The organism is Dyadobacter bucti (genome assembly GCF_005869225.1).
Lineage (GTDB): Bacteria > Bacteroidota > Bacteroidia > Cytophagales > Spirosomataceae > Dyadobacter > Dyadobacter bucti.
Window position 1 is genome coordinate 222,072 of the sequence record NZ_SWFP01000009.1, and the last position, 20,752, is coordinate 242,823.

Here is a 20,752-nt window from a genome sequence, read left to right on the forward strand (position 1 = left end):
AACTAACAGTTCATAGCTACGTTATTCGGCTATGAACTGTCCTGAGTTACTTGCCCGTTACATCCTTAATATAAGCTATAATGTCGCTGACATTTTCTGGATTAAACCAGGTGAAATCTCCCTGATGTTTAAACCAGGTAATCTGTCGTTTCGCATATCTCCTTGAATTCTGCTTCAGCAATCGTATCATTTCCTCTTCATCGTACAGGCCGTCCAGGTGGCCGAATACTTCTTTGTAACCAACTGTTTGAAGAGCATGATGAGAGCGATATTCTTTCAGGCTTGCTACCTCTTCAACCAGCCCATTTTTCAACATATTTTCCATACGTAAGTTAATCCTCTCGTATAGTTCTTCCCTATCCCTGTCCAGCGCCACCATTATTTGCTGGAAAGGACGCTTCTGCGTCTTCTTTTTATGATATTGGCTGAATGGTATACCTGAAGTATGAAATACTTCCAGCGCGCGCAAAACGCGCTGGGAATTTGAAATTTCTTTGGAGGCTGCGAATTCAGGGTCTATTTTGTGAAGTTCAGTCTGTAATTGCGCCAACCCTTCATTGGTTAGCCTTGCTGTGAGGGATTCGCGAAGCCCGGGCAGTGGAGCAGGCAGGTCATCCAGGCCTTCGGAGACTGCCTTGACATAGAGTCCCGACCCGCCGGTCATTACAACATGATCATGCCTGGTAAAAAGCTTATCAAGCAACGTTAACACATCCCGTTCAAAATCTCCTGCACTGTATGATTCTGTAATAGAGTGGGAATTTATAAAATGATGTTTTACCTCATTCAATTCCAAGGAATCGGGTTTTGCAGTTCCGACGTTAAGTTCTCGGAAGAATTGACGGGAGTCTGCTGAAATTATCTCTGTGTGAAAAACTTTGGCAATTTTGATTGATAGGGCTGTTTTTCCTACCGCTGTGGGGCCTGCTACGATAATAAGGTATTTGTTGCGGCTGTTTGACATTGTGCAGATTTTATCTGAATTTTATTAACTGCGAAATTACAATCATGAGCTTCATCAGCCTATTTTTTACCACAACAGTTTCTGGCTAGCCCAATATTCTTAATCTCACTGATGGAGTCGGTTTAGATTCTTGGTTTGTCAACAAGGAAAAATAAGTTTTTTTACATAATTTATGGCCAGGTCTGCCGGGGTTCATCATTTTGTGCTTTTTGTGCGTACTAATTTTAAAATCTCACTATTTAAGTTCACTTTCTAAACGTTAACTATTATGTTCAAAAAATTATTACTTGTTGCCTGGGTAGGTCTGATGGTTTTTCTAGTTAGTTGCGAAGGCCCCAAGGGAGATGTTGGCCCCGCCGGAGCAGATGGAGCGGCCGGACCTGCCGGACCCGCAGGACCTGCTGGGCCTGCCGGAGAAGATGGGACGGGGAGCGGATCTTCGGGTGCTATAATTGCTTTTATGGGGGAATTACAGACTGACACGGCTGGAAATGCTATTGTGGGTGATACAGCCTTTTTTGACGAATTTACAGAAGAAGAAATTGCAAGTGTTGAAAAAGGGTCATTCCAAGTTTTCATCAAAGATGACGGTGCATATTTTCCGCTTCCTGGATTCGTTCTATTTGAAGATGAAGCTATCAGCTATGGTTACTATTATCTAGTAGATGGTTTAGGGTTATATTTCCCTATTTTCAGGACTTCTGCGGCTACTGTAAGACAACGCACCTTTGAAGAAATCAGAGTTCTTGTTATTCCGGCCATTAATGCTAGCAGGAATAATTCTAATGTAAACTGGCAAAATTATGAAGAAGCTGTTGCAGCTCTTGGATTAACAGAGGCGGATGTGAAGACAATAAAAAAGACAAGAAACTTCTCAGGTGTTAAAAGTCTTGCTAATATCAAACGACCATAAAGTTGATGGACTCAAAAGAAAAGAGGGATGATCACTGATCATCCCTCTTTTCTTTTACTAGCTTTTTAATATTCCCATAAGCCGTGTTCCAGTTCCATGAGTTCCTGTTCGTAATTTAAAGACTTGATAAGAGCTTCTTTTTCTCCGTTGTAGATGTCCAAAAATGCTCTGTCATTTGCATTGGAGAACTTTGTAATCCTCCCGTAGAACAATCGAAGATCGAAGGCGTCCGCAAGATTTTTATTCTGAGCGGTGTTGTGAGAATTGTACCAGATATATTTCTTAGGATCGCTACGGAACAATCTTTCAACATCTTTATAACGGAATGAAGCAACTGGCAATTCCAGCCCAGTAGCCGTTTGATCAGATGGCAATATTATTGTAAGCGTTTGAATATCATTGTATAATCGCGATCTTTTCTTGTCGAAAGTCCAGTCTTCTTTTACCTCCAGAATGGTTAGCTGCTCAGGGAAATATTCCTCTTCAGATGCAGCAACCTGAGTTTCGAAGGTATCTACTTTAGGCGGCTCAACAACAGGTGGTTCTTCTTTAACCACTTCATTTTTAGTACCTTTTTTAGCTGTTTTCTTTTTTGGAGGACCCCAGCCATCGTCTTCAACCACTTCCTCTTTTTTTACCTCTTTCTTAGGTGTGTTGTTCCAGCCATCTTCGGCAGCGGCGGTTTTGGAAGGATCTGTTTTCTTAGTGCCCCAGCCATCATCAGCTTTGGCAGGTTCACCGAAACCAGCTGCAATCTCTTCTGCCGACAAACCCGCAGTTTGATTAGGAATAACTATGCGCTTGTGAAGCTCATCCGGCGTGATTTTAGTCATACAGGAGTCATTAGAATAGGCATCTATGAGACCTGCTTTGGCAGCATCCAGAAGATAACGGGTAATCTCGTTGTTTTTAGAGAACATTGAGACGTTTTGTTTTTCTTTGAGGTCAACTCTCCTCCAGAGAGTTCTCTTCATCATTATGTCTCCATCTGCTATGGGACGGGAGGAGAATTGATTAGTAGTGGAATCTTCTTTCTCCTGGGCAAAGGCTGCACCTGTTCCCAAAGACAAGGAAATTAAGGACCAGGCAATCGTTTTTCCGTTCATTCTTCTCATATCATACATAAGTTGTATTGTCCAATCAACGACTAAAACTGAAGATTAATATAGCGTAACTTGTCTGTACTGGTTACCCATTTCAACTTCATTTACTACACCTTTAAAGTTCTGACGTTCTACTTTTAAAATCGTAATTACATAACGGTCACCCGGTTGTGCTTGTTGTGCAAGAGAGGAAATAGATCCCCCTCCTCCGCTCAGCGTAATACCATTAATACGGCGATTTCCGCGGGCAAGAGACACTTCGATCTGTGAAACTCTGAACTTCGCGTCCTCGGGAGAAAAGTTCTTAAAGCTCTCGTCAGGAATCGCCACTACCTGAATGCTTCTGGTACCAGAGGCAGGAGCTCCTTTACGTTCATCAAAAGTGCTTCCGTTAACACGAACTTCAAGTGAAGGTTTTGGGACTTTGTTGACCCGGAAAGGCTCGGAACCTAAAACGTTCCCCGCATTGCTAACCGTGATATTTAGCTGGGCTTTGCTGGGTACGATAGTAAATTTCCCTTTTTGTCCGCTCTGAATAATCTCGCCACCGTCTGTGGAAAAACTTGGAGCCCAAAGAGGACCTAAAGCCGGGCTCTGAATGCTCAACTTATTGGCACAACCCAAATACAAAGGGGGTAAAGTACCTGTTTCAATCTGATAGGAAGGTTTAACCACAAAATACTCCTGGTTCATAGTGTAGGTAGTATCCTTACCTGATGGCGTAGGGATTGTAATTTTACCCTGAAGTTCGCGGCGTGCAAGACCTTCTGCATTGTAATTTCCGCCCTGAGCGGTGAATTCAATTATACCAACGCCATTCTCTACCTTCACAGGTGCGCCATTCAAACTCATTCTTGGAGTAATCCCTGACGCAGATGCAGCAATAAACATTTGACCTTTAAACTTGGTACCGGCTACTACTGTTTTTGCATCAGCACTTACCATAGCCAGTACGCGGTCAAATTTAATATCTGCGGCGCCTACTTTGCTGGCGAGGTAATTGAGCACTTCACCTTCCATTCGGCGAATATCTGTCTGTTTCTGGCTAAGTACAGCCAATGCAGCTGCAACCGGCGTCGATTCAAAGTTCAATTCAGCAAAGTCTTTGTTTCTCTGTTCCTTGTTCCCTTTCACCACAGGGTCTTCCCGGCCGTCAAGTGCCAGCAACTGGAATTTCGTGGGAGATATTTGATTGAGCTGTGCTGTGTAACTGTTCAAGGTTTGCTTCAATTTATATGCTTCACCTTTTTTTGCTACACCAATCATCATCTCGGCTACTTTCGCTTCTTCCTGAGGGTTTTTTATACCACCCTCTTCATTAAATCCGCCGCCTGCCTTATTAATAATTTCCTGCTTCAGCGTGTTGATCTCGTTGGTAATGGCTGCTGAAAATTTTCGAACCTCTTCGGCTTGCTTGATCACAGCAACGTCAGATGCACGATTACCTGATTTCTCAACTGCTGCCTTGATTTTAAGTACAGTTTCCTGGTTGATTTTATTAGCTGCTCCGGAGGATAGTTCCAAAGAATTGTTCAGAAGAATGAATTTTTCTATAATGGCTGAACTTACCTGCAATGCGAGCATGGCAGTAAGTACCAGATACATCATTCCAATCATCTTTTGACGGGGTGTTTCTTTTCCACCTGCCATATTGTTCAGTAATCAGTTATCAGTGATTAAATAATTTAGTGTAACAAACGATAGTAAATGCATTTTAGATTGTCCTACTATCAATTCGTATAGGTATTATGAATTACCACGCATGGCAGTCAACATATTACCATAAATGCCGTTCAGAGACGAAATATTTGTTGTCAGCTTAGACATTTCAGTTTTGAACAACTGTGATTCTTTGGTTGCATCAGCCATGTTCTCCATTGCGGCAGTCAGGTTACCGTAGAATGCATTCATCGCTTTCAAATGTTTGGTTGTATCCTGCAATTCCAGTTCATAAACCGCATTCAAAGCACCCATGTTTTTGGTAATCTGCTGAAATTGTTCACGATACGACTGCGCATCCTTGGTAGCATCAGCCATGGAAGTCATCGCCCCGATTGCAACACCATACGATTTGTTCATGTCGTTAATTGCATTGGAAGCACTCTTCACATTTCTCGCGTAGTCATTGGTAGCGACGGTCGCATCTGTCAGGTCGGAAATCTTACCAACAGTTTCGGAAAGATTTTTAAAACCTTTTCCCAGGCTATCGAAAATCTCAGGTGAAATTTTAGCATTGTCAAGCATGGTATCCAATTTAGCTGTGACGCCGCTATTAGATGTGGCGCTGCGGGTGATAGCCGGTCCGTTGTAATCATCAGCGAGTTCAGGATATACTCGCGTCCAGTCCGGGTCCTTATCAGTGGATTGGGTTAAAGTCTGCAAAGCATAAAGTAAAAATATAAGTACCTCTGTACCAAGACCTGCGGTAAGCAAAGGGCCTCCAAAATCCCAGTGTTGAATTTTTGCCAACGCTCCCAAAATTACAACGGCAGCACCCGCACTATATATTGTTGGTACCAGTTTATCCCAAAAAAAATTAGGTCCGCTATTCTTAGCCATACGAATTAAAATCAGTTACAGTGAAAAAATGGAAATGAATGAAATGTCAATTTGGATTTTATAAGATCGTAAAAAAGAAGCAGAGTAGGAACGCTGCTTCTTTTGATATAGAAGTAATTTTAGCGGCGACGGGCGCGGGCACCGCCTCTGTCGTTAACATTATCCATCACGCAACGGAAACCTATAAAGGCACGGCGTTCGGTTTCATATTCGAAAGTCCGCGTACCTGTCTGAAGGTAGTAAGCGATGTCTTTCCAGGATCCGCCTTTGACAACTTTTCTTGGTTCATCAGGATTATTATATTGTGGGTTCATATCCCACACGATTGCAGTAGCATTGTCTGTATAAGCATCTGATGTCCATTCTGCAACATTACCAGCCATATTGTACAGGCCAAAATCATTAGGGTTATATGCATTAGCCGGCCCGGTGTAAGGGTAGCCATCTGCATCGTAGTTACCACGTTGTGGCTTGAAATTTGCGAGGAAGCATCCTTTTGCATTCATAGTATAAGGATTTCCCCAAGGGTACTTGGCAACAGCACGTCCCCCTCTTGCTGCCCATTCCCATTCCGCTTCTGTCGGAAGGCGAAATCCTGTCGAGTTAAACTGGCCCTCTTTGTTTTGGAAGTCATGCAGCAAATTTGTCCGCCATTTTGCAAAATATTCGGCTCCCTGCCAGCTTACGCCGACAACAGGATAAGTGTCGAAACCAGGATGTTGATAATAGTATTCTACGAAAGGATCTCCGTTGGAATAAGCAAAGTCTTTTTTCCAGACGGTAGTGTCGGGATAATATTTTGACATGATTTCTTCTTCACCCAGAACGGATACAGAGTCGACCAGCAGCGCATTGACAAACTGACGATACTCGTTGTTTGTGATTTCTGTATCATCCATAAAGAAAGAACTGATCGTTACGCGCCGGTTCATGTTATTCATCGAGGAAGCAATATCTTCATCTGCCTGGCCCATAACAAACGATCCGGAAGGTATTACCACCATTCCCGCAGGTGTAGTTTGTTTGTACCCTTTACGTGCAGTCGCCGTAATTTCTCCATTCGAAATTCCGCTTTCTTCTTTTCCTCCCTTCCCAAACTTACTTTTGATAAACCCGCAGCTTTGCATGAGCATAAGAGCGGCTACCAAAAGCAGGCTTTTGAATCCATCCCGATAGAACACTTTCACATTCATAGTGGTTTTGTAAAATTTTGAATAATAAAATGCTAGCCTAAAAACGTCGACCAATGATATATAGTATAAGTGAAATAAAACAAAACCTCAATCCACAACCTAGGTGAAATGGTACTGAATTGCAAGGTTTTCACAGTTGAAATTTTTGTTTCCAATTAGTTTTTACCGACTTAACGCAGGAATGAAGTAATTGGTATGACACTTAATAACTTTACAAATATAAATTAAAGTTTTGCAAACTGATTCACAACAAGTAGCAACTGGCTTACAAAAAGCAATGATTAAATGGTTAATTTTTGCTTTTTTAATAATTTTTAGATTGATTATCAATATAACTCGACGTATAAATGGTAATTAGTTTAAAATCTGAAACGTGGAGTTCTGATAATGGTTTTCTTCCCGAATTTGGGTGAAGGTAGGGCATATGACAACATTACTTCAAAAGATGAGGGGGCTTTGGCTTTATCTCCGCCAATTACCATATCGTAAGCGCCCGATAACCTGAGTGATTGATCTGGTAGCAGATACAAACCTCCCATTATAATAAAGTAGGTATCCTGTTGACGATAAGTACCGCCGATCCAGTAGCGCTTGTTATACGTAACGGTGGCCCCGCCTTCCGCAGAAATAGTGCTGATATCCGATTTTATCAGAACGATTGGCTGAATATCAAGTAAATAGCCAAGTTCAATGTTTACTCCGGCGTTGAAATAAATGGTCCTGGGCAAAGGATTGGTAGCGTTTTCTGAACCAATCTGATATTTTGGTTTTAGAAGATGGTTTAATGAAGCTCCTGCATAAAATGTCTCGTTTTCGAAACGGACCCCAACAGCGAAATCGGGGTTGATCTGTGAAATGACGCCGGTTTGAATCAAGGGATCATCCGGGTCCCGAGCTCTTAGTTTACCATAGTCGAGGGCCTGTCGGAAAAGTCCGGCACTAGCTCCTATCTGAAAATTGCCGCCAAGGGCAGGGATATGATACGAAGCTGAAAGTTTAAAATCCTGATCGGTCCGGGGGCCGCTTTTGTCGTTGAGCGCATAAAAACCAATCCCAAAATTTTTGAGCGGCATGCTGAATGACAAAAGCTGGGTAGAAAGTGCTCCATCCGCATCATTGGTATTTGTCCCCTGATAACCCACGTATTGTGTTCTGTGTGTTAATTGAAACTTTGTCAGTCCATCCGCTCCGGCGGCTGCGGGGTTCAGATAGAGCTGGTTTAAAGAAAATAAGCTGAACTGTGCATCTTTTTGGGCAATAGCACTTTGAGATATTACAAGCAATAAAGCGAACAGCCGGATATATTTAATACTTCGAATAATAAAGGTCAAAGTCATGCCTGTGGGTTGGATTAGAGAACACGCTGCCAGTTTTCAGATATAATTCATAACGCATATTGATGAAAAAAATTGATAAAATCGAAAAAAAGCCCCGGAAAATTTCCAGGGCTTTTTTTGTACAAAAATGAATTAAATATTATTGGCCTTGCGGATGTAAAGATCCAGCGCGCCGGTCATGGACGGAGCGTTGGGCAGCGGCGCCTGGATATCGAGAAACAATCCGGCGTCTTCCACAGCTTTGGCGGTCGTAGGGCCAAATGCCGCAATGCGGGTGTAATTTTGTTTGAAGTCAGGAAAATTTTCGAAAAGAGATTTTATTCCTGACGGGCTGAAAAAAGCGATAATGTCATAATAAACATCTTCCAGGTCTGACAAATCGGAAGGAACTGTTTGGTACATGGTCGCCTCCGTGAAATGAAATTCCTCTGTATCCGCAAATTCCGGAATATCATTTTTGCGGACATCGGAACAGGGATAGAGGAACTTCTCTTTCTTATGCTTGCGCATCAGCTCGATCAGTTCCGCTGCCGTTTTTGTTCCGGTGAATATTTTTCTTTTCCGGATTACAATGTACTTCTGAAGATAATTTGCCGTCTGTTCCGAGATACAGAAATACTTCATGGTAGCGGGCACCTCAATCCTTCCCTCGTTGCAAATTCTGAAAAAGTGATCAATTGCATTACGGCTCGTAAAAATTACTGCCGTATGGTCCAGAATGTTAATCTTTTGCTTCCGAAAGTCTTTATAAGAAACTCCATCTATCTGTATGAATGGCCGAAAATCTACTTTGATATTATACTTTTTGGCTAATTCATAGTAAGGGGAATTTTCGTCTGCTGGTCTGGACTGGCTAACCAGAAGACTGGTAACTTTTTTAAGCCGTTCCTGATCAAAATTGATGGTATCACTCATGTAAAATCCTCATTAGTTTATTTCCCGACCCACGCTCGCATTATAAAGCAAACTTTACGCTTACAATGAGAGGGATGATTTCAATGACGCAAAGGTAAGAAAATAAATAGAGATTAATCAATGAACCCGGGGGCTTGGTTACAACGTATAGGGCAAGAAAACGTATAAGATAGAAAATCAGAAAAGGCAATAATATATATGGCCGCAAGTCCTCAAACCAGTGGATATTATTGAAACTTAGCATAAAAACAAGGATATACACTACTCCGTAAAAGAGGTAGGAGGATTGTACTATTTTTAGAAAAACAGTGTCAACCAATTTGTCAAGATTAAGCATATTTCCGGCCATGACCATAAAAATATACTTCACGTACGTTAGGAGAAAAAAGATAATGGTAAGAATAGAGAAGTCTCCAAGCAGCTGCAAGGTATTTGATTTTTCTGACAGGATCGTGCTGACTGAAAATAAATTAAGCCTGTTATTTGAAAAGAACACAACAACAAACCCCATCAGCATCGCGATCGTTATGTTGAAAAATACGACACTGTTACTGTAAGGCTTATTATTTTTCGAAAGTTGTTCCCTGGGATCATTGTTAAAAAACTCAATTGGATTAATCAAACGTATGAAAGACATCGGATTCACGTTGAAAATCCATACGTTAACAATCAGTATAAGAATCAGCGATAACACCGCAAAATTCCCGAACGGAGAAAAGCTGATCGGCTTTATATTGATGAAATTAGATCCTGCACCTGCCACAATTCCAATTTCATTGCGCTTTTTTTCATTGCATAGTAGCAGACTTTTTCCTTCAATGCCCGGACTGCCATAAATTGTGAGCAGTAATTCATCCTTTTTGTAAAGTCGGTAAAGACTATCAATATTTAACTCCTGCCAGGAATTTTCGCGGATTTTGTTTTGAAGCGCGCCCTCGAGAAACAGATAGCTTTCATCTTCAGTCTTTAGGAGCAGCGAATATCTTCTGTTTTTTAAAAGGTCAATGTGCAGGCTCACAAAACGTGCGCCTTCGTTCACACCCTGGGAGAACGGAACGTAATTCTTATACTGGTTGCTATACACAAGCCAGTCGTTCTGATAATCGTAGATCGGGAAAAACTGTTCAGGCGGGGTTGCTTTAACCGCGCCCCGGGCATCAGTCCCGAAGAACAGTACTGCCAGAAAAAAAGCCCAAAAAGTAGACCGGGTAATGGACTTCATGGTATAAAAAAGGGCGGGGTTTCCCCAGCCCTAACATAAGTTGTATCTATTCAGATTATTTTTTACCAAGTGCTATCAGCATGGTCTCGCCGATCAACGCAGGTGATTCAGCTACAAAAATTCCCGATTCTTTCATGATCCTGATCTTCGCTTCCGCAGTATCATCAGCTCCACCGATAATTGCACCGGCGTGGCCCATGCGGCGGCCTTTTGGGGCTGTTTGTCCCGCAATAAAACCGACAACAGGTTTTCTGTTTCCTGTTGATTTAATATATTCTGCCGCGTCTGCTTCCATGCTGCCGCCGATTTCACCAATCATGACGATGGCTTCGGTTTCAGGGTCGTTCATCAGAAGTTCAACCGCTTCTTTCGTAGTGGTACCGATTATAGGATCTCCGCCAATACCGATAGCAGTAGTTTGTCCTAATCCGGCGCGTGTCAGCTGATCAACAGCTTCGTAAGTAAGCGTTCCTGATTTTGAAACAAGACCGACAGTTCCTTTTTTGAATATAAATCCAGGCATGATACCCACCTTACATTCTTCTGCGGTAATAACACCCGGGCAGTTAGGGCCGATCAGGCGGCAATTCTTGTTTTTGATATATTCTTTTGCCTGCATCATGTCTTTGGTAGGGATACCTTCTGTGATACAGACGATTACTCCGATTCCTGCATCAGCGGATTCCATTATAGCGTCAGCCGCGAAAGCCGGTGGAACAAATATAATGGATACATCTGCGCCGGTAGCACGTACTGCAAGGTCTACTGTATTGAACACCGGACGCTCCAGATGAGAAAGCCCGCCTTTACCAGGAGTGACACCACCTACAACATTGGTACCGTATTCAATCATTTGCTGGGCATGAAAAGAACCCTCAGAACCCGTAAATCCCTGAACTATAATCTTAGAATTTTTATTAACTAAAACGCTCATGTTGGTAAATCAGTTTTTTTGGTAAAAGTAGAACGAAAAGCACGAAGTAGCAAAATGTAACCATAATTTGTAAATTGCTTTTTTGATATTCTAAGACCTGTTTATGCAGATACTCACCAATCCTCATATATTTTCAAACCTCGTCTTAAGTTTTACAAGTCTGTTTGTTTTTTATAGATACTTTAACCGGGAGCCCGCGATCTCAAGATGGCTCTGGGGCGTATTTTTATTTAGTATTTCACTCGCTGCGTTTACCGATTTGCTCATTAACGCAGGTATTCTCGGACTGTCGATGTTTCACCAGATTATTACCGCCGGAGAAATGACGCTTGGTGCCTTCTGCCTGGTATCGGCATCCTGGTGCCTTATTATGCGCTACCGGGGAGGCAGTTTTTTGCTATGGTCCACGCTGGGTCTGGGAATGCTTCTTTTTTATTGCATCACGTGGTTTCGTGTGGAGTATGTCGGCCTAATCATCAAGTCGTTGTGTATATTGGTGACGCTGTTAATCGCCTGCGTAGGCCTGACCAGTCGCCAAAAGAGCGCGCTTTGGGTGGTATTTTCGATGATGCTTCTCGCGCTGTCTACCAAAGCCGGTAAAATCCCGCTGCCGATGGATCCCGTGGATATCAGTCATTATATGATGGTTCTGTCGGTGATTTGCGTCGGTAGGGCAGCCAGGGATCAATATAAAGTCCTGTTCTGAGGTATTGTTTTCCAAACAATTGTTAATGGATTGTTTTTTTAAAATGCCATGTGCTAAATTGCACCAGTTAATTTTAAACAAACAAGTTTTTTAGACTCAGATATGAAAAGGACCAAGTATGGCGTGTTGCTTCTTGCCTCTGTTATGGCTTTTGGAGCTGCTACAATGAACACTGTTGAAGCTAAGTTAATCCCTGCCAAAACAGTTTCAAACGATGTTAAACAAGCAAAAACCATCGTTATAAAAGGAAGTGATGCGATGCAGTTTGACCTGAAAGAAATCAAAGTAAAGGCAGGACAGAAAGTGAAACTTACATTAACACACTCTGGTAAACTGGCCAAAGCTGCTATGGGGCACAACTGGGTTCTTTTACAGCAAGGAGTTGATGTAGCTGCCTTTGGATCAAAAGCTGCTGCGGCAAGAGAAACTGAGTATATTCCTAAATCTGAAGCAGCCGGCATCATTGCACATACCAAATTGGTTGGTGGCGGAGAAAGCGATACAATTGAGTTTACAGCTCCTAAAAAAGGAACTTACACTTATATCTGCAGCTTCCCAGGTCACTATGCATTGATGAAAGGTAGCTTCATCGTCGAATAGTCAGATAAATGATTTCAAAAAATAAGGGCCGGTTCAAACGAACCCGCCCTTATTTTTTGCCTGGCATCATTAAATTTCAGAAAGATGCTTGTCGATAAGTGCTGTGATCTCGGGCCGGTCCCATTGTGAAGCGCCGATTTCCTGCGTCAGGATTTTACCTTTATAAATGATATAGGTTCTTGGAATTGCGTTTCCGTCCAATGCCGGAGGGTAGGCACCGGCATACTGATAAAAAGGAAGCTGGTAACCTTTTCTGGAGATAAAAGGATTTACTGTTTCAGCGTCTTCATCTGAGATAATATAGAAAGCTACTTTTTCATTGGATTTATACTTGTCATAAAGCTTTTGAATACCCGGCATTTCCATATTACAGGGCCCGCACCACGTAGCCCAGACATTAATAAAAACCAGCTTTTCCTGATCCATTGCAACCGGCTTGCCTTCGAGGTCTGTAAGCGATGACAGATATACAGATGATGTTTCCTCCACGCCGGGAATTGCACTTCCAGCTGTTCCAACTCCCTGACCTGCTGGTTTTAAAAATGCGTAGTAAATAGCCCCAGCGGCCATCAGCACTAAAACTAAGACGAAAATTTTCTTTGAAGCGGCAGTCATATCGGTGTGGGATGAATGAGAAAAATATAAATTCAAAAGGGGGATAATCCTGTAAAACTAAGAATATTCTTTCGAAACTGAATTAATGTGCCATTTTGAAAAATGCGGTTTTCGCTATTTGATGGGGAATAGGAAATTGAATACTTTTATAAATCTATTTTTAAACATAACGATCTGAGGAAACGGTTTACATTCATGAAAGTTCTATTTTTTGGTATTACTTCTCTCATTGCGCTTATAGTACCTTTAGCTGCGTTGGCCCAGCGTTCAGCAGCAGAATATTTTGAAGAAGGAAATACAAAAGCAGGGACCGGAGATTTCAGTGGAGCAGTTCAGGCCTATACAACAGTTATTTCAATGAGCCCCGAACATGCCCCTAGTTACTTCAATCGGGGATTGGCGAAGGCGAATCTGAAAGACCACCGGGGCGCAGTAGCGGACTACGACCGTGCCATAGAACTAAATCCCAGGGAACCGATTTATTATCAGAGCCGCGGAGTGAGCAAGAGCTTTCAGGAAGATTACCGGTCGGCTATTGAGGACTATTCGAAGGCAGTGGAGTTAAATCCGGAAGATCCTAAAGGATATTATAATCGTGGGGTAAGTTATGCGAAGCTCAAAAACCACAGAAGCGCACTTGCAGATCTTGATAAGGCATTGTCTCTGAACCCCGACGAACTCGCGGCCCTTTATGCAAGAGGAAACTGCAAACAGGATTTGCAGGAATATGCAGGTAGCCTTGCAGACTTTACAAGGGTGATCGAGTTAAGCCCCAAACGTACTGGAGCTTATGCTGGCAGAGGATTGGCTAAAATAGAGCTGGGAGACTACCAGGGAGCCGCAGCTGACTTTACAAGGGCCATTGAGCTGACTCCCAATGAAAGCGAATATTATAGTAACCGTGGTTTTGCAAAAAATAAAATAGAAGATTTTCAGGGGGCAATAATGGATTTTGATAAAACGATTCAGATCAACCCTGATAATTATAATGCTTATTACGGACGTGGTTTTGCAAAGGGTAAATTGAATGATGCCCGTGGCGCGGTGACGGATCTGACAAAGGCCATTGAGATAAAAAACACCTACGTCGGAGACCCTGATAAAATCACCTATTCAGGGAAAATAAACCGGGAAATATTGGACGGGCTGCGCGACCAGGTGCAGCAGCATATCAAAATTGATAACCTGACCAATGAACGTGCAGAAGCCTATTATATAAGAGGTATCAATAAATCAAAAATGGGCGATACGAAGGCTGCAATTCAAGATCTTACCACTGCAGTTGAGCTGAACCCTACGTATTCTACTGCCTACTTTTCAAGAGCAATGATCAGATCTGCCAGTGGAGACCAGATGGGCGCAGTATTGGACTTTTCGAGCTCAATCAAATTGAGATCCGACTTTCCGGAGGCGTATTATCTGAGAGGCATTTTGAAAAACAGTCTCGGCCAAATTAACGACGGCTGTCTGGATCTCAGCAAAGCGGGCGAACTTGGCTACACCCAGGCTTACAAGGTAATTAGTAGTTATTGTAATTAGGAGGATGGAGGAAAGGGAGAGTGGAAGAAAGGGAGAGAGGGAGAAAGGGAAACAAAGAAAAGGACTAAGCTCATATGAACAGAGCCCAACGGGCTCAAATACCTGAGCCCCACGGCATTGCCCGGGGCAAAGAAGTGGAATTATATGTCAAGAAAAGGAGAAAGCAAGCAAGAAAAGAATAAATAAATCAATTCCCCCAGAGCCCAACGGGCTCAAATACCTGAGCCCCGCGGCAACGCCCGGGGCAAAGAAGTGGAATTATATGTCAAGAAAAGGAGAAAGCAAGCAAGAAAAAAAATAAATAAATCAATTCCCCCAGAGCCCAACGGGCTCAAATACCTGAGCCCCACGGCATCGCCCGGGGCTCACAAGACGAATTAGAAAAAAGGAGAAAAGGGCGGAAGATATAAATCCCTCCTCCCTTTCCTCTCTAGTCCCTTTTCTCCTTCTAAGCCTTCTTCAAATTCTCAGCCACTTTATCCCAATTAACAACATCCCAGAACGCCTTGATATAATCCGGGCGTTTGTTTTGGTAATGGAGGTAATACGCATGTTCCCATACATCCAGCGCCAAAATAGGAGTGCCTTTAAGATCAGACAGATCCATCAGAGGATTATCCTGGTTCGGGGTAGATCCAACCGAAAGTTTTCCGCCGCTGGCAACCAGCCAGGCCCAGCCAGATCCGAAACGGGTTGTAGCAGCTTTCCCGAATTCTTCTTTCAATTTATCAAAAGACCCGAACTGCGCATTGATTGCGTCGGCTACCGCACCTTTTGGCGCGCCGCCCTTTTTAGGACCCATTACTTCCCAGAAAAAAGTGTGGTTCCAATGCCCCCCACCGTTGTTACGGATGGCAGCAGGAGCTTTACTGATTGACTTGATAATATCTTCCAGAGTTTTTTTCTCGAATTCAGTGCCTTTGACAGCGTCATTCAGGTTTTTCACATAAGTTGCGTGGTGCTTGCCGTAGTGAATTTCCATCGTAAGCTTGTCGATACTAGGCTCAAGTGCCCCGAAATCATAAGGAAGTGGAGCTTGTTTGAATGGGGCAACTTCAATCCGTACTTCTGATACGGACTTTGCTAGAACTTGCTCACTTAATGCGCTCATAGCCAGACTGCTGCCAGCAAGGGTTTTCAAAAAATCAGTTCTATTCATAACTAGGTATTATAAAACGTTAACAATCAATCGTAAGCCACCCGGCTTACAATGCTACGGCCAAGGGTGATTTCATCCGCATATTCAAGGTCTCCTCCTATGGGGATTCCCCTGGCAATAGTACTCATTTTAACTCCTGTTGATTTTAATTTTTTCTGCAGATAAAAAGCAGTAGTGTCTCCCTCCATAGTCGGGCTCAAAGCCAGAATAACTTCTTTAACAGGCTCTGCAATTTCAGGGCCAGAAATCCGGCTGAGAAGAGAATCAATTTGTAAATCGGATGGGCCAATACCTTCAAGCGGAGAAATAATGCCTCCCAGTACATGATAAAGGCCTTTATATTGATTAGTTGATTCAATAGCCAATACATCGCGCGTATCCACCACCACACATATCAATGACTGATCACGTTTGGGGTTACTGCAGATATTACAGAGCCTCTCGTCGGCAATGTTGTGGCATTTGGCGCAGTAAGTGGTTTTAGTCCGCATATTCAAAATAGCATCAGACAGAGAGCGTGTTTGTTCTTCGTCTCTTTTAAGCAAATGTAATGCCAGTCGTAAAGCAGTCTTTTTTCCTATTCCCGGGAGGCGGGAAATTTCACTAACAGCGTCTTCAATAAGACGTGAGGGGTAAATCATGTGAAGCGCTTAATAGTATTGATCTCAGCCCGATAATTGCTAAAACCTGATTTGAACGATAATTGGGGCCGGAACTTTATCCGGATTTCTTATTTTGGCCTTGGCTAATGAATTTCGGCTGATATACCCCTTCTGCAGATTTCATTGCGCATGCCTTTCAATTCTTCGAATGCACCCTCCTTTACGGAGCATTTACCTTTGTAATGTATAATGATAGTACATTGCTCGGCCTGTTCGTTACTGTGCCCGCAAACTTCAATCAGCGTCGCAATAACCCAATCAAAAGTATTTATGTCGTCATTGTAGATCACCAGCTTTTGAATGTCCTGATCTACCGTTTTATCCAGAATTTCTACCTCAGTCTCTGTAAGCGCTTGCATAACAACCAAATTTCTGTTTGATTAGCAAATCTAATTAAAAACGCAGATTATCTGAAGTTTTAAGTACCTTTTAATAAGCTTCCAAATTCTTAAATACCCGCTTTTAATGAACCCATACATATCGCTTGTCATCCTCATTGTTTATTTCGGGATGCTTATCACAGTTTCCATATATACGTCCCGGGGAGCTGATACTAATACATTTTTCACTGCTAACAGGCAGTCTCCATGGTATCTGGTAGCGTTTGGTATGATTGGTACTTCATTGTCCGGGGTTACGTTTGTTTCTGTCCCGGGCGCGGTGGCAAATATCCAGTTTTCCTATTTTCAAGTAGTGATTGGTTACATATTGGGGTATCTGGTGATCGGTACGGTGCTCATGCCGCTTTATTACAGGCTTAACCTGATCTCTATTTATTCCTATCTGGAACAACGTTTCGGTTTCTGGTCTTACAAAACCGGTTCGGGTTTCTTTCTATTGTCAAGGACTATCGGGTCGGCTGTGCGGCTGTATGTAGCGGCTCAAGTATTGCAGCTGGCACTTTTCAAGCCTCTGGGCGTACCGTTCGAAGTAGCGGTTGCGATTACGATTTTTCTGATCTGGATATATACTTTTAAAGGCGGTGTCAAAACTATCATTGTTACCGATACGCTGCAGACATTTTTCCTGATCACCGCAGTGATACTAACTATTGTGCTCGTATCAAAAGAATTGCATATCAATGGTATTGGAGAAATTTGGAATACAGTGCAGGAAAGCAGTTATTCCCGGATATTCTATTGGGACGTCAATGACCCCAAGAACTTCTTCAAACAGTTTTTCGCCGGGGTATTCATTGCCATCGTTATGACAGGCCTCGACCAGGACCTGATGCAAAAAAACCTCACTTGCAAGAATATCGGAGAAGCTCAGAAAAACATGTTCTGGTTTACGGTCGTACTCGTGATCGTGAATTTTCTGTTTCTTTCATTGGGTGCATTGCTTTACGTATATGCAGAAGCGCAGGGAATTCCTACGCCGGCCAAAACGGATGATTTTTATCCGATGCTGGCATTGAACCATCTGGGGCTGCTGGTTGGAGTTACGTTTTTGCTTGGGATTACTGCCGCTACTTATGCCAGTTCAGACTCGGCTCTTACAGCGTTGACAACAGCGTTTTGTATCGATTTTATGAACATTGAGAAAAGACCGGAAGAAACGCGTTCAACAATCAAATTCTGGGTACATATCGGGTTTTCAGTGATCTTCTATCTCGTGATACTTGTTTTTAACCGGTTAAACAGCAAGGAAGTGATCACTGCCGTTTTTGACCTTGCCGGCTACACTTACGGTCCCTTACTTGGGCTGTTCTCTTTTGGTGCATTCCTTAAAAGACCTGTGAAAGACCGGTGGGTGCCGCTGGTATGTATTCTGGCACCTGTACTTACGTATATCATCAATGATCATTCAGCAGAATGGTTTAATGGATACAAATTCGGGTTCGAAAGACTGATTATCAACGGGCTGATCACTTTTATCGGGTTGTGGCTGCTCAAAGACACTACACCAAAACCCCTCAATCCCTATACATCTGCCCGGTGATCAGGAAGTGTAAATTTAATAGCCGGTTTCTTCAATATCGGTTACTAAATTTATGTTTAAATACTTGTATTTATCCAAAAAAATATTAACTTTCTGATAAATTATGACGTAAGATAATTTTCGCTTTTACGCCGTAGATGGATGTTTAAATTAAAAGATTGGTTAAACAAACTAAACTTTTTTAATATGAAAACACTGTCATTCATTTTGCTATGGGCTTTGTTTTGTATGGCATGTACCGACAAAGCCAAAGATGAAGAAGCCACCCGCGAAGCTAATCTTGAAAATGAGAAAAAGGCCATTAACGCAACCATCGAAAATGAGACCAAGTCTTTTTTTGCAAGAGATTATAATGCATGGAAAGCAAATTATGCACAGACAGACTACGCTTTCCAGGCCTGGAGTAATAACGATGGTACATTCGACTCTAACGTCGGATGGGATGATATCAACAAACAGATAGGCAAGTATATAGCCGACAATCCGGAGCCGGTATCCAGCCACCCGATCGTCGAGAGGAAGAACATGAAATACAAGTTTTTTGGTGATGACGTGGCATATCTAACCTGGGACCAGTTCAACAGCGATAAAATGGAAAAGAATTTCCATCACAGCAAAGAGGTAAGGCTGATGGAAAAGATCAATGGAGAATGGAAAATTGTTTGCGTTTCCGCGTTTTGGGACTATAAACACCTGATCCCTGCGGACAGACTACCGATGATCAAGAAAATAGCGAATGAAAGCAGAGGTAAAAACAAAATATAGAACAGATCAATGTGTCTGAAATCGTTCGGTTTCAAATTAAAATGTTCGATAGCGAACATCGTGAATTGACAGAGCGAAGTTTTGAAAAATGTTAAAAATAAATCGTAATACCTTCTGATTCAGTATATTGTGAGGTGGATATGTCAGATAGAGTTTTGAAAAAAATGAATCTGGCATATCCTTTTTTATTTAAAGGTCAACTGTGCAGGTGTACAGTATAACCATTAAATAAAAATAGCCATGAAAATTTCAAGCATCCCAACTTTCCTTTGCGCACTTGCGCTAACCTTGTCCATTTCTTCATTTGCAGGCGACAAGAGAAACAAAAAAGCTGAAAAAGACGCGAAACCAGCCACGTTCAATGCAGCATTGTATCAGTTAAAGAATACCAATAAGGTGAAGCTGGCTGTTGACAAAGGGGATGATTCCAGATTGAGAATTGTCCTGAAAGACAAAGTTGGTAAGATATTTCACAGTGAGGTTGTTAATGACAAAGATCTAAAGTACCGTCGTACTTTTGACCTTGACGAACTGCATGACGGAACGTATTATTTTGAACTGTCTTATCAAAAACAAAAACTTACCAAAGAAGTCCAGATCCGCAGCACCAGTGAAAAGCTGATTTCACTTGAATAGTGCTCACAGGATAAGCCGGTAAAACACAAAGTCGCAGTTAAAAACGAACTGCGACTTTATGTTTTATCAATTAACTCAACTCTTTCTCAGGATCCCAGAAACAATCTTTCCAGTTTTGAATTTTATCATTCTTCACAACGATCCCCTCGCTTTCCAGCCTTTCCTGCATGGTGGTCGGCGTTGGAAACTGCATTTTTGCACTCAATATTCCCTGGCTGTTTACAACACGGTGAGCAGGGATCCCATGTTTTTCATAGCTGCTTCCCATCGCCCAGCCAACAATCCTCGCATTCCTTCTGGAACCCAGATAAGCAGCGATTGCACCATAAGAAGTAGCTCTGCCTTTTGGGATAAGCCTCACCACATCATAAACGTCGTCAAAGAATTCGTTACCTTTTTTCTTCATTGGCCCTGGCCTCTCTTCGTTCAAGTATTTCCTGTGTAAGCTGATCATACCATTTGGTTCCATAGGCTCTGATCAGCGGTTCTTTGAGAAACTTGTAAACTGGTACACCCAGCTCTGCCCCAAAACTACATGCAGGGCTACAGATTTCCCATCTGTCATAATTCAACGCGTGATATTGCTCGTACTTCGTAACGCGGATGGGGTACAAATGGCAGGAAATAGGTTTTTTATAATTGATCTTGCCATCATTATAGGCTTCCTCGATACCGCATTTCAAGATGCCCCGCTTGTCATAGATCGCGTATGCACACTCCCGGCCATTGATAACCGGTGTTACATGATCACCCTCCCAGTCGGTCGTATGTGTCCCTTCTTTGGCAATTACCGCCTTCCCTTCCTCTGAAAGATAGGGCTCAACTGCCGGATAAATTGCATCCAGTATGGCAAGCTCATCTTCGTCCAATGGTGCACCCGAATCTCCTTCCACGCAACACGCTCCTTTACATTTGTCAAGGTTACAAACAAAGAGCTGATCTTCTATATCGTCGCTAATGCACGTATTGTCAATGAGTATCATATGAAG

The 20,752-nt window shown here is 42.5% G+C and carries 22 protein-coding genes; 7 read left to right on the forward strand and 15 right to left on the reverse strand.

Annotation, left to right across the window (positions count from 1 at the left end; translation table 11 throughout):
* Positions 1 to 46: 46 nt before the first annotated feature.
* On the reverse strand, positions 47 to 964 hold the full coding sequence (gene miaA, locus FBF61_RS26685; protein ID WP_138483162.1) for a tRNA (adenosine(37)-N6)-dimethylallyltransferase MiaA: 918 nt from the start codon (positions 962 to 964) through the stop codon (positions 47 to 49).
* A gap of 268 nt (positions 965 to 1,232) precedes the next feature.
* Between miaA and FBF61_RS34720 the strand changes: the two genes are divergently transcribed.
* Complete coding sequence (locus FBF61_RS34720; RefSeq protein WP_205748321.1) at positions 1,233 to 1,877, forward strand: hypothetical protein; 645 nt, start codon at positions 1,233 to 1,235, stop codon at positions 1,875 to 1,877.
* 65 nt (positions 1,878 to 1,942) lie between these two features.
* Here FBF61_RS34720 and porN read toward each other — a convergent pair whose 3' ends face one another.
* The 8 genes from porN to sucD all read right to left on the reverse strand — a co-directional run bounded on the left by porN (position 1,943) and on the right by sucD (position 11,140).
* Positions 1,943 to 3,001: a type IX secretion system ring subunit PorN/GldN gene (porN, locus tag FBF61_RS26695; RefSeq protein WP_205748322.1), complete on the reverse strand. Its 1,059-nt coding sequence runs from the start codon at positions 2,999 to 3,001 to the stop codon at positions 1,943 to 1,945.
* A 36-nt stretch (positions 3,002 to 3,037) separates the two neighbouring features.
* Positions 3,038 to 4,630, reverse strand: a complete 1,593-nt coding sequence (gene porM / locus FBF61_RS26700; protein ID WP_138483164.1) for a type IX secretion system motor protein PorM/GldM — start codon at positions 4,628 to 4,630, stop codon at positions 3,038 to 3,040.
* 96 nt (positions 4,631 to 4,726) lie between these two features.
* Complete coding sequence (gene porL, locus FBF61_RS26705) at positions 4,727 to 5,539, reverse strand: type IX secretion system motor protein PorL/GldL (protein ID WP_138483166.1); 813 nt, start codon at positions 5,537 to 5,539, stop codon at positions 4,727 to 4,729.
* Positions 5,540 to 5,658: 119 nt separating this feature from the next.
* Complete coding sequence (gene porK, locus FBF61_RS26710; protein ID WP_138483168.1) at positions 5,659 to 6,732, reverse strand: T9SS ring complex lipoprotein PorK/GldK; 1,074 nt, start codon at positions 6,730 to 6,732, stop codon at positions 5,659 to 5,661.
* Between the two features lie 359 nt (positions 6,733 to 7,091).
* Positions 7,092 to 8,069, reverse strand: a complete 978-nt coding sequence (locus FBF61_RS26715; protein ID WP_138483170.1) for a PorP/SprF family type IX secretion system membrane protein — start codon at positions 8,067 to 8,069, stop codon at positions 7,092 to 7,094.
* A 132-nt stretch (positions 8,070 to 8,201) separates the two neighbouring features.
* Positions 8,202 to 8,984 (reverse strand): uroporphyrinogen-III synthase, encoded by a 783-nt coding sequence (locus FBF61_RS26720; protein WP_138483172.1) that lies wholly within the window; start codon positions 8,982 to 8,984, stop codon positions 8,202 to 8,204.
* Positions 8,985 to 9,024: 40 nt separating this feature from the next.
* Entirely contained in the window at positions 9,025 to 10,206 is a 1,182-nt protein-coding gene (locus tag FBF61_RS26725) for a DUF4271 domain-containing protein (protein WP_138483174.1), read from the reverse strand.
* Between the two features lie 55 nt (positions 10,207 to 10,261).
* The gene (sucD, locus tag FBF61_RS26730) at positions 10,262 to 11,140 is read right to left on the reverse strand and encodes a succinate--CoA ligase subunit alpha (RefSeq protein ID WP_138483176.1); all 879 of its coding nucleotides are present in this window, start codon (positions 11,138 to 11,140) and stop codon (positions 10,262 to 10,264) included.
* A gap of 103 nt (positions 11,141 to 11,243) precedes the next feature.
* Between sucD and FBF61_RS26735 the strand changes: the two genes are divergently transcribed.
* Together FBF61_RS26735 and azu are read left to right on the forward strand one after the other, a co-directional pair.
* Positions 11,244 to 11,846 carry a DUF6962 family protein gene (locus tag FBF61_RS26735; RefSeq protein ID WP_138483178.1) on the forward strand — a complete coding sequence of 201 codons (603 nt, stop codon included), beginning with the start codon at positions 11,244 to 11,246 and terminating at the stop codon, positions 11,844 to 11,846.
* A gap of 102 nt (positions 11,847 to 11,948) precedes the next feature.
* Positions 11,949 to 12,446, forward strand: a complete 498-nt coding sequence (azu, locus tag FBF61_RS26740; RefSeq protein ID WP_138483180.1) for an azurin — start codon at positions 11,949 to 11,951, stop codon at positions 12,444 to 12,446.
* Between the two features lie 69 nt (positions 12,447 to 12,515).
* Here the strand turns inward: azu and FBF61_RS26745 are convergent, their stop codons facing one another.
* Positions 12,516 to 13,061 carry a TlpA family protein disulfide reductase gene (locus FBF61_RS26745; protein WP_229215236.1) on the reverse strand — a complete coding sequence of 182 codons (546 nt, stop codon included), beginning with the start codon at positions 13,059 to 13,061 and terminating at the stop codon, positions 12,516 to 12,518.
* A gap of 195 nt (positions 13,062 to 13,256) precedes the next feature.
* Here FBF61_RS26745 and FBF61_RS26750 point away from each other — a divergent pair, with 195 nt between their 5' ends.
* The gene (locus FBF61_RS26750; protein ID WP_229215237.1) at positions 13,257 to 14,600 is read left to right on the forward strand and encodes a tetratricopeptide repeat protein; all 1,344 of its coding nucleotides are present in this window, start codon (positions 13,257 to 13,259) and stop codon (positions 14,598 to 14,600) included.
* 448 nt (positions 14,601 to 15,048) lie between these two features.
* Here FBF61_RS26750 and FBF61_RS26755 read toward each other — a convergent pair whose 3' ends face one another.
* From FBF61_RS26755 to FBF61_RS26765, 3 genes are all read right to left on the reverse strand, one after another.
* A complete protein-coding gene (locus FBF61_RS26755) occupies positions 15,049 to 15,759 on the reverse strand; it encodes a superoxide dismutase (protein ID WP_310590288.1) in 711 nt (236 codons plus the stop codon).
* A gap of 26 nt (positions 15,760 to 15,785) precedes the next feature.
* The gene (recR, locus tag FBF61_RS26760; RefSeq protein ID WP_138483182.1) at positions 15,786 to 16,400 is read right to left on the reverse strand and encodes a recombination mediator RecR; all 615 of its coding nucleotides are present in this window, start codon (positions 16,398 to 16,400) and stop codon (positions 15,786 to 15,788) included.
* Positions 16,401 to 16,504: 104 nt separating this feature from the next.
* Positions 16,505 to 16,780: an ATP-dependent Clp protease adaptor ClpS gene (locus FBF61_RS26765; RefSeq protein WP_138483184.1), complete on the reverse strand. Its 276-nt coding sequence runs from the start codon at positions 16,778 to 16,780 to the stop codon at positions 16,505 to 16,507.
* A 106-nt stretch (positions 16,781 to 16,886) separates the two neighbouring features.
* On the opposite strand from FBF61_RS26765, the gene FBF61_RS26770 reads away from it, so the two are divergent.
* From FBF61_RS26770 to FBF61_RS26780, 3 genes are all read left to right on the forward strand, one after another.
* Complete coding sequence (locus FBF61_RS26770; protein WP_138483186.1) at positions 16,887 to 18,362, forward strand: sodium:solute symporter; 1,476 nt, start codon at positions 16,887 to 16,889, stop codon at positions 18,360 to 18,362.
* A 186-nt stretch (positions 18,363 to 18,548) separates the two neighbouring features.
* Positions 18,549 to 19,127, forward strand: a complete 579-nt coding sequence (locus FBF61_RS26775) for a hypothetical protein (RefSeq protein WP_138483189.1) — start codon at positions 18,549 to 18,551, stop codon at positions 19,125 to 19,127.
* A 240-nt stretch (positions 19,128 to 19,367) separates the two neighbouring features.
* Positions 19,368 to 19,763, forward strand: coding sequence for a hypothetical protein (locus FBF61_RS26780; protein WP_229215238.1), 396 nt, complete (start codon positions 19,368 to 19,370; stop codon positions 19,761 to 19,763).
* Positions 19,764 to 19,833: 70 nt separating this feature from the next.
* Here the strand turns inward: FBF61_RS26780 and FBF61_RS26785 are convergent, their stop codons facing one another.
* Positions 19,834 to 20,169, reverse strand: a complete 336-nt coding sequence (locus FBF61_RS26785; RefSeq protein WP_138483191.1) for an MGMT family protein — start codon at positions 20,167 to 20,169, stop codon at positions 19,834 to 19,836.
* A complete protein-coding gene (locus tag FBF61_RS26790; protein ID WP_138483193.1) occupies positions 20,153 to 20,746 on the reverse strand; it encodes a DUF3109 family protein in 594 nt (197 codons plus the stop codon). Before FBF61_RS26790 ends, FBF61_RS26785 begins: the two co-directional genes overlap by 17 nt.
* Positions 20,747 to 20,752 lie beyond the last annotated feature (6 nt).

Bases quoted from the DNA above. Each gene is read 5' to 3' on its own strand.
- FBF61_RS26725 (WP_138483174.1), bottom strand. From the start codon at position 10,206: ATGAAGTCCATTACCCGGTCTACTTTTTGGGCTTTTTTTCTGGCAGTA.
- porM (WP_138483164.1), bottom strand. From the start codon at position 4,630: ATGGCAGGTGGAAAAGAAACACCCCGTCAAAAGATGATTGGAATGATG.
- miaA (WP_138483162.1), bottom strand. From the start codon at position 964: ATGTCAAACAGCCGCAACAAATACCTTATTATCGTAGCAGGCCCCACA.
- FBF61_RS26750 (WP_229215237.1), top strand. From the start codon at position 13,257: ATGAAAGTTCTATTTTTTGGTATTACTTCTCTCATTGCGCTTATAGTA.
- FBF61_RS26765 (WP_138483184.1), bottom strand. From the start codon at position 16,780: ATGCAAGCGCTTACAGAGACTGAGGTAGAAATTCTGGATAAAACGGTA.
- sucD (WP_138483176.1), bottom strand. From the start codon at position 11,140: ATGAGCGTTTTAGTTAATAAAAATTCTAAGATTATAGTTCAGGGATTT.
- FBF61_RS34720 (WP_205748321.1), top strand. From the start codon at position 1,233: ATGTTCAAAAAATTATTACTTGTTGCCTGGGTAGGTCTGATGGTTTTT.
- azu (WP_138483180.1), top strand. From the start codon at position 11,949: ATGAAAAGGACCAAGTATGGCGTGTTGCTTCTTGCCTCTGTTATGGCT.
- FBF61_RS26790 (WP_138483193.1), bottom strand. From the start codon at position 20,746: ATGATACTCATTGACAATACGTGCATTAGCGACGATATAGAAGATCAG.
- porN (WP_205748322.1), bottom strand. From the start codon at position 3,001: ATGTATGATATGAGAAGAATGAACGGAAAAACGATTGCCTGGTCCTTA.
- FBF61_RS26715 (WP_138483170.1), bottom strand. From the start codon at position 8,069: ATGACTTTGACCTTTATTATTCGAAGTATTAAATATATCCGGCTGTTC.
- porK (WP_138483168.1), bottom strand. From the start codon at position 6,732: ATGAATGTGAAAGTGTTCTATCGGGATGGATTCAAAAGCCTGCTTTTG.
- FBF61_RS26745 (WP_229215236.1), bottom strand. From the start codon at position 13,061: ATGACTGCCGCTTCAAAGAAAATTTTCGTCTTAGTTTTAGTGCTGATG.
- porL (WP_138483166.1), bottom strand. From the start codon at position 5,539: ATGGCTAAGAATAGCGGACCTAATTTTTTTTGGGATAAACTGGTACCA.
- FBF61_RS26735 (WP_138483178.1), top strand. From the start codon at position 11,244: ATGCAGATACTCACCAATCCTCATATATTTTCAAACCTCGTCTTAAGT.
- FBF61_RS26770 (WP_138483186.1), top strand. From the start codon at position 16,887: ATGAACCCATACATATCGCTTGTCATCCTCATTGTTTATTTCGGGATG.
- FBF61_RS26720 (WP_138483172.1), bottom strand. From the start codon at position 8,984: ATGAGTGATACCATCAATTTTGATCAGGAACGGCTTAAAAAAGTTACC.
- FBF61_RS26785 (WP_138483191.1), bottom strand. From the start codon at position 20,169: ATGAAGAAAAAAGGTAACGAATTCTTTGACGACGTTTATGATGTGGTG.
- FBF61_RS26775 (WP_138483189.1), top strand. From the start codon at position 18,549: ATGAAAACACTGTCATTCATTTTGCTATGGGCTTTGTTTTGTATGGCA.
- FBF61_RS26780 (WP_229215238.1), top strand. From the start codon at position 19,368: ATGAAAATTTCAAGCATCCCAACTTTCCTTTGCGCACTTGCGCTAACC.
- recR (WP_138483182.1), bottom strand. From the start codon at position 16,400: ATGATTTACCCCTCACGTCTTATTGAAGACGCTGTTAGTGAAATTTCC.
- FBF61_RS26755 (WP_310590288.1), bottom strand. From the start codon at position 15,759: ATGAATAGAACTGATTTTTTGAAAACCCTTGCTGGCAGCAGTCTGGCT.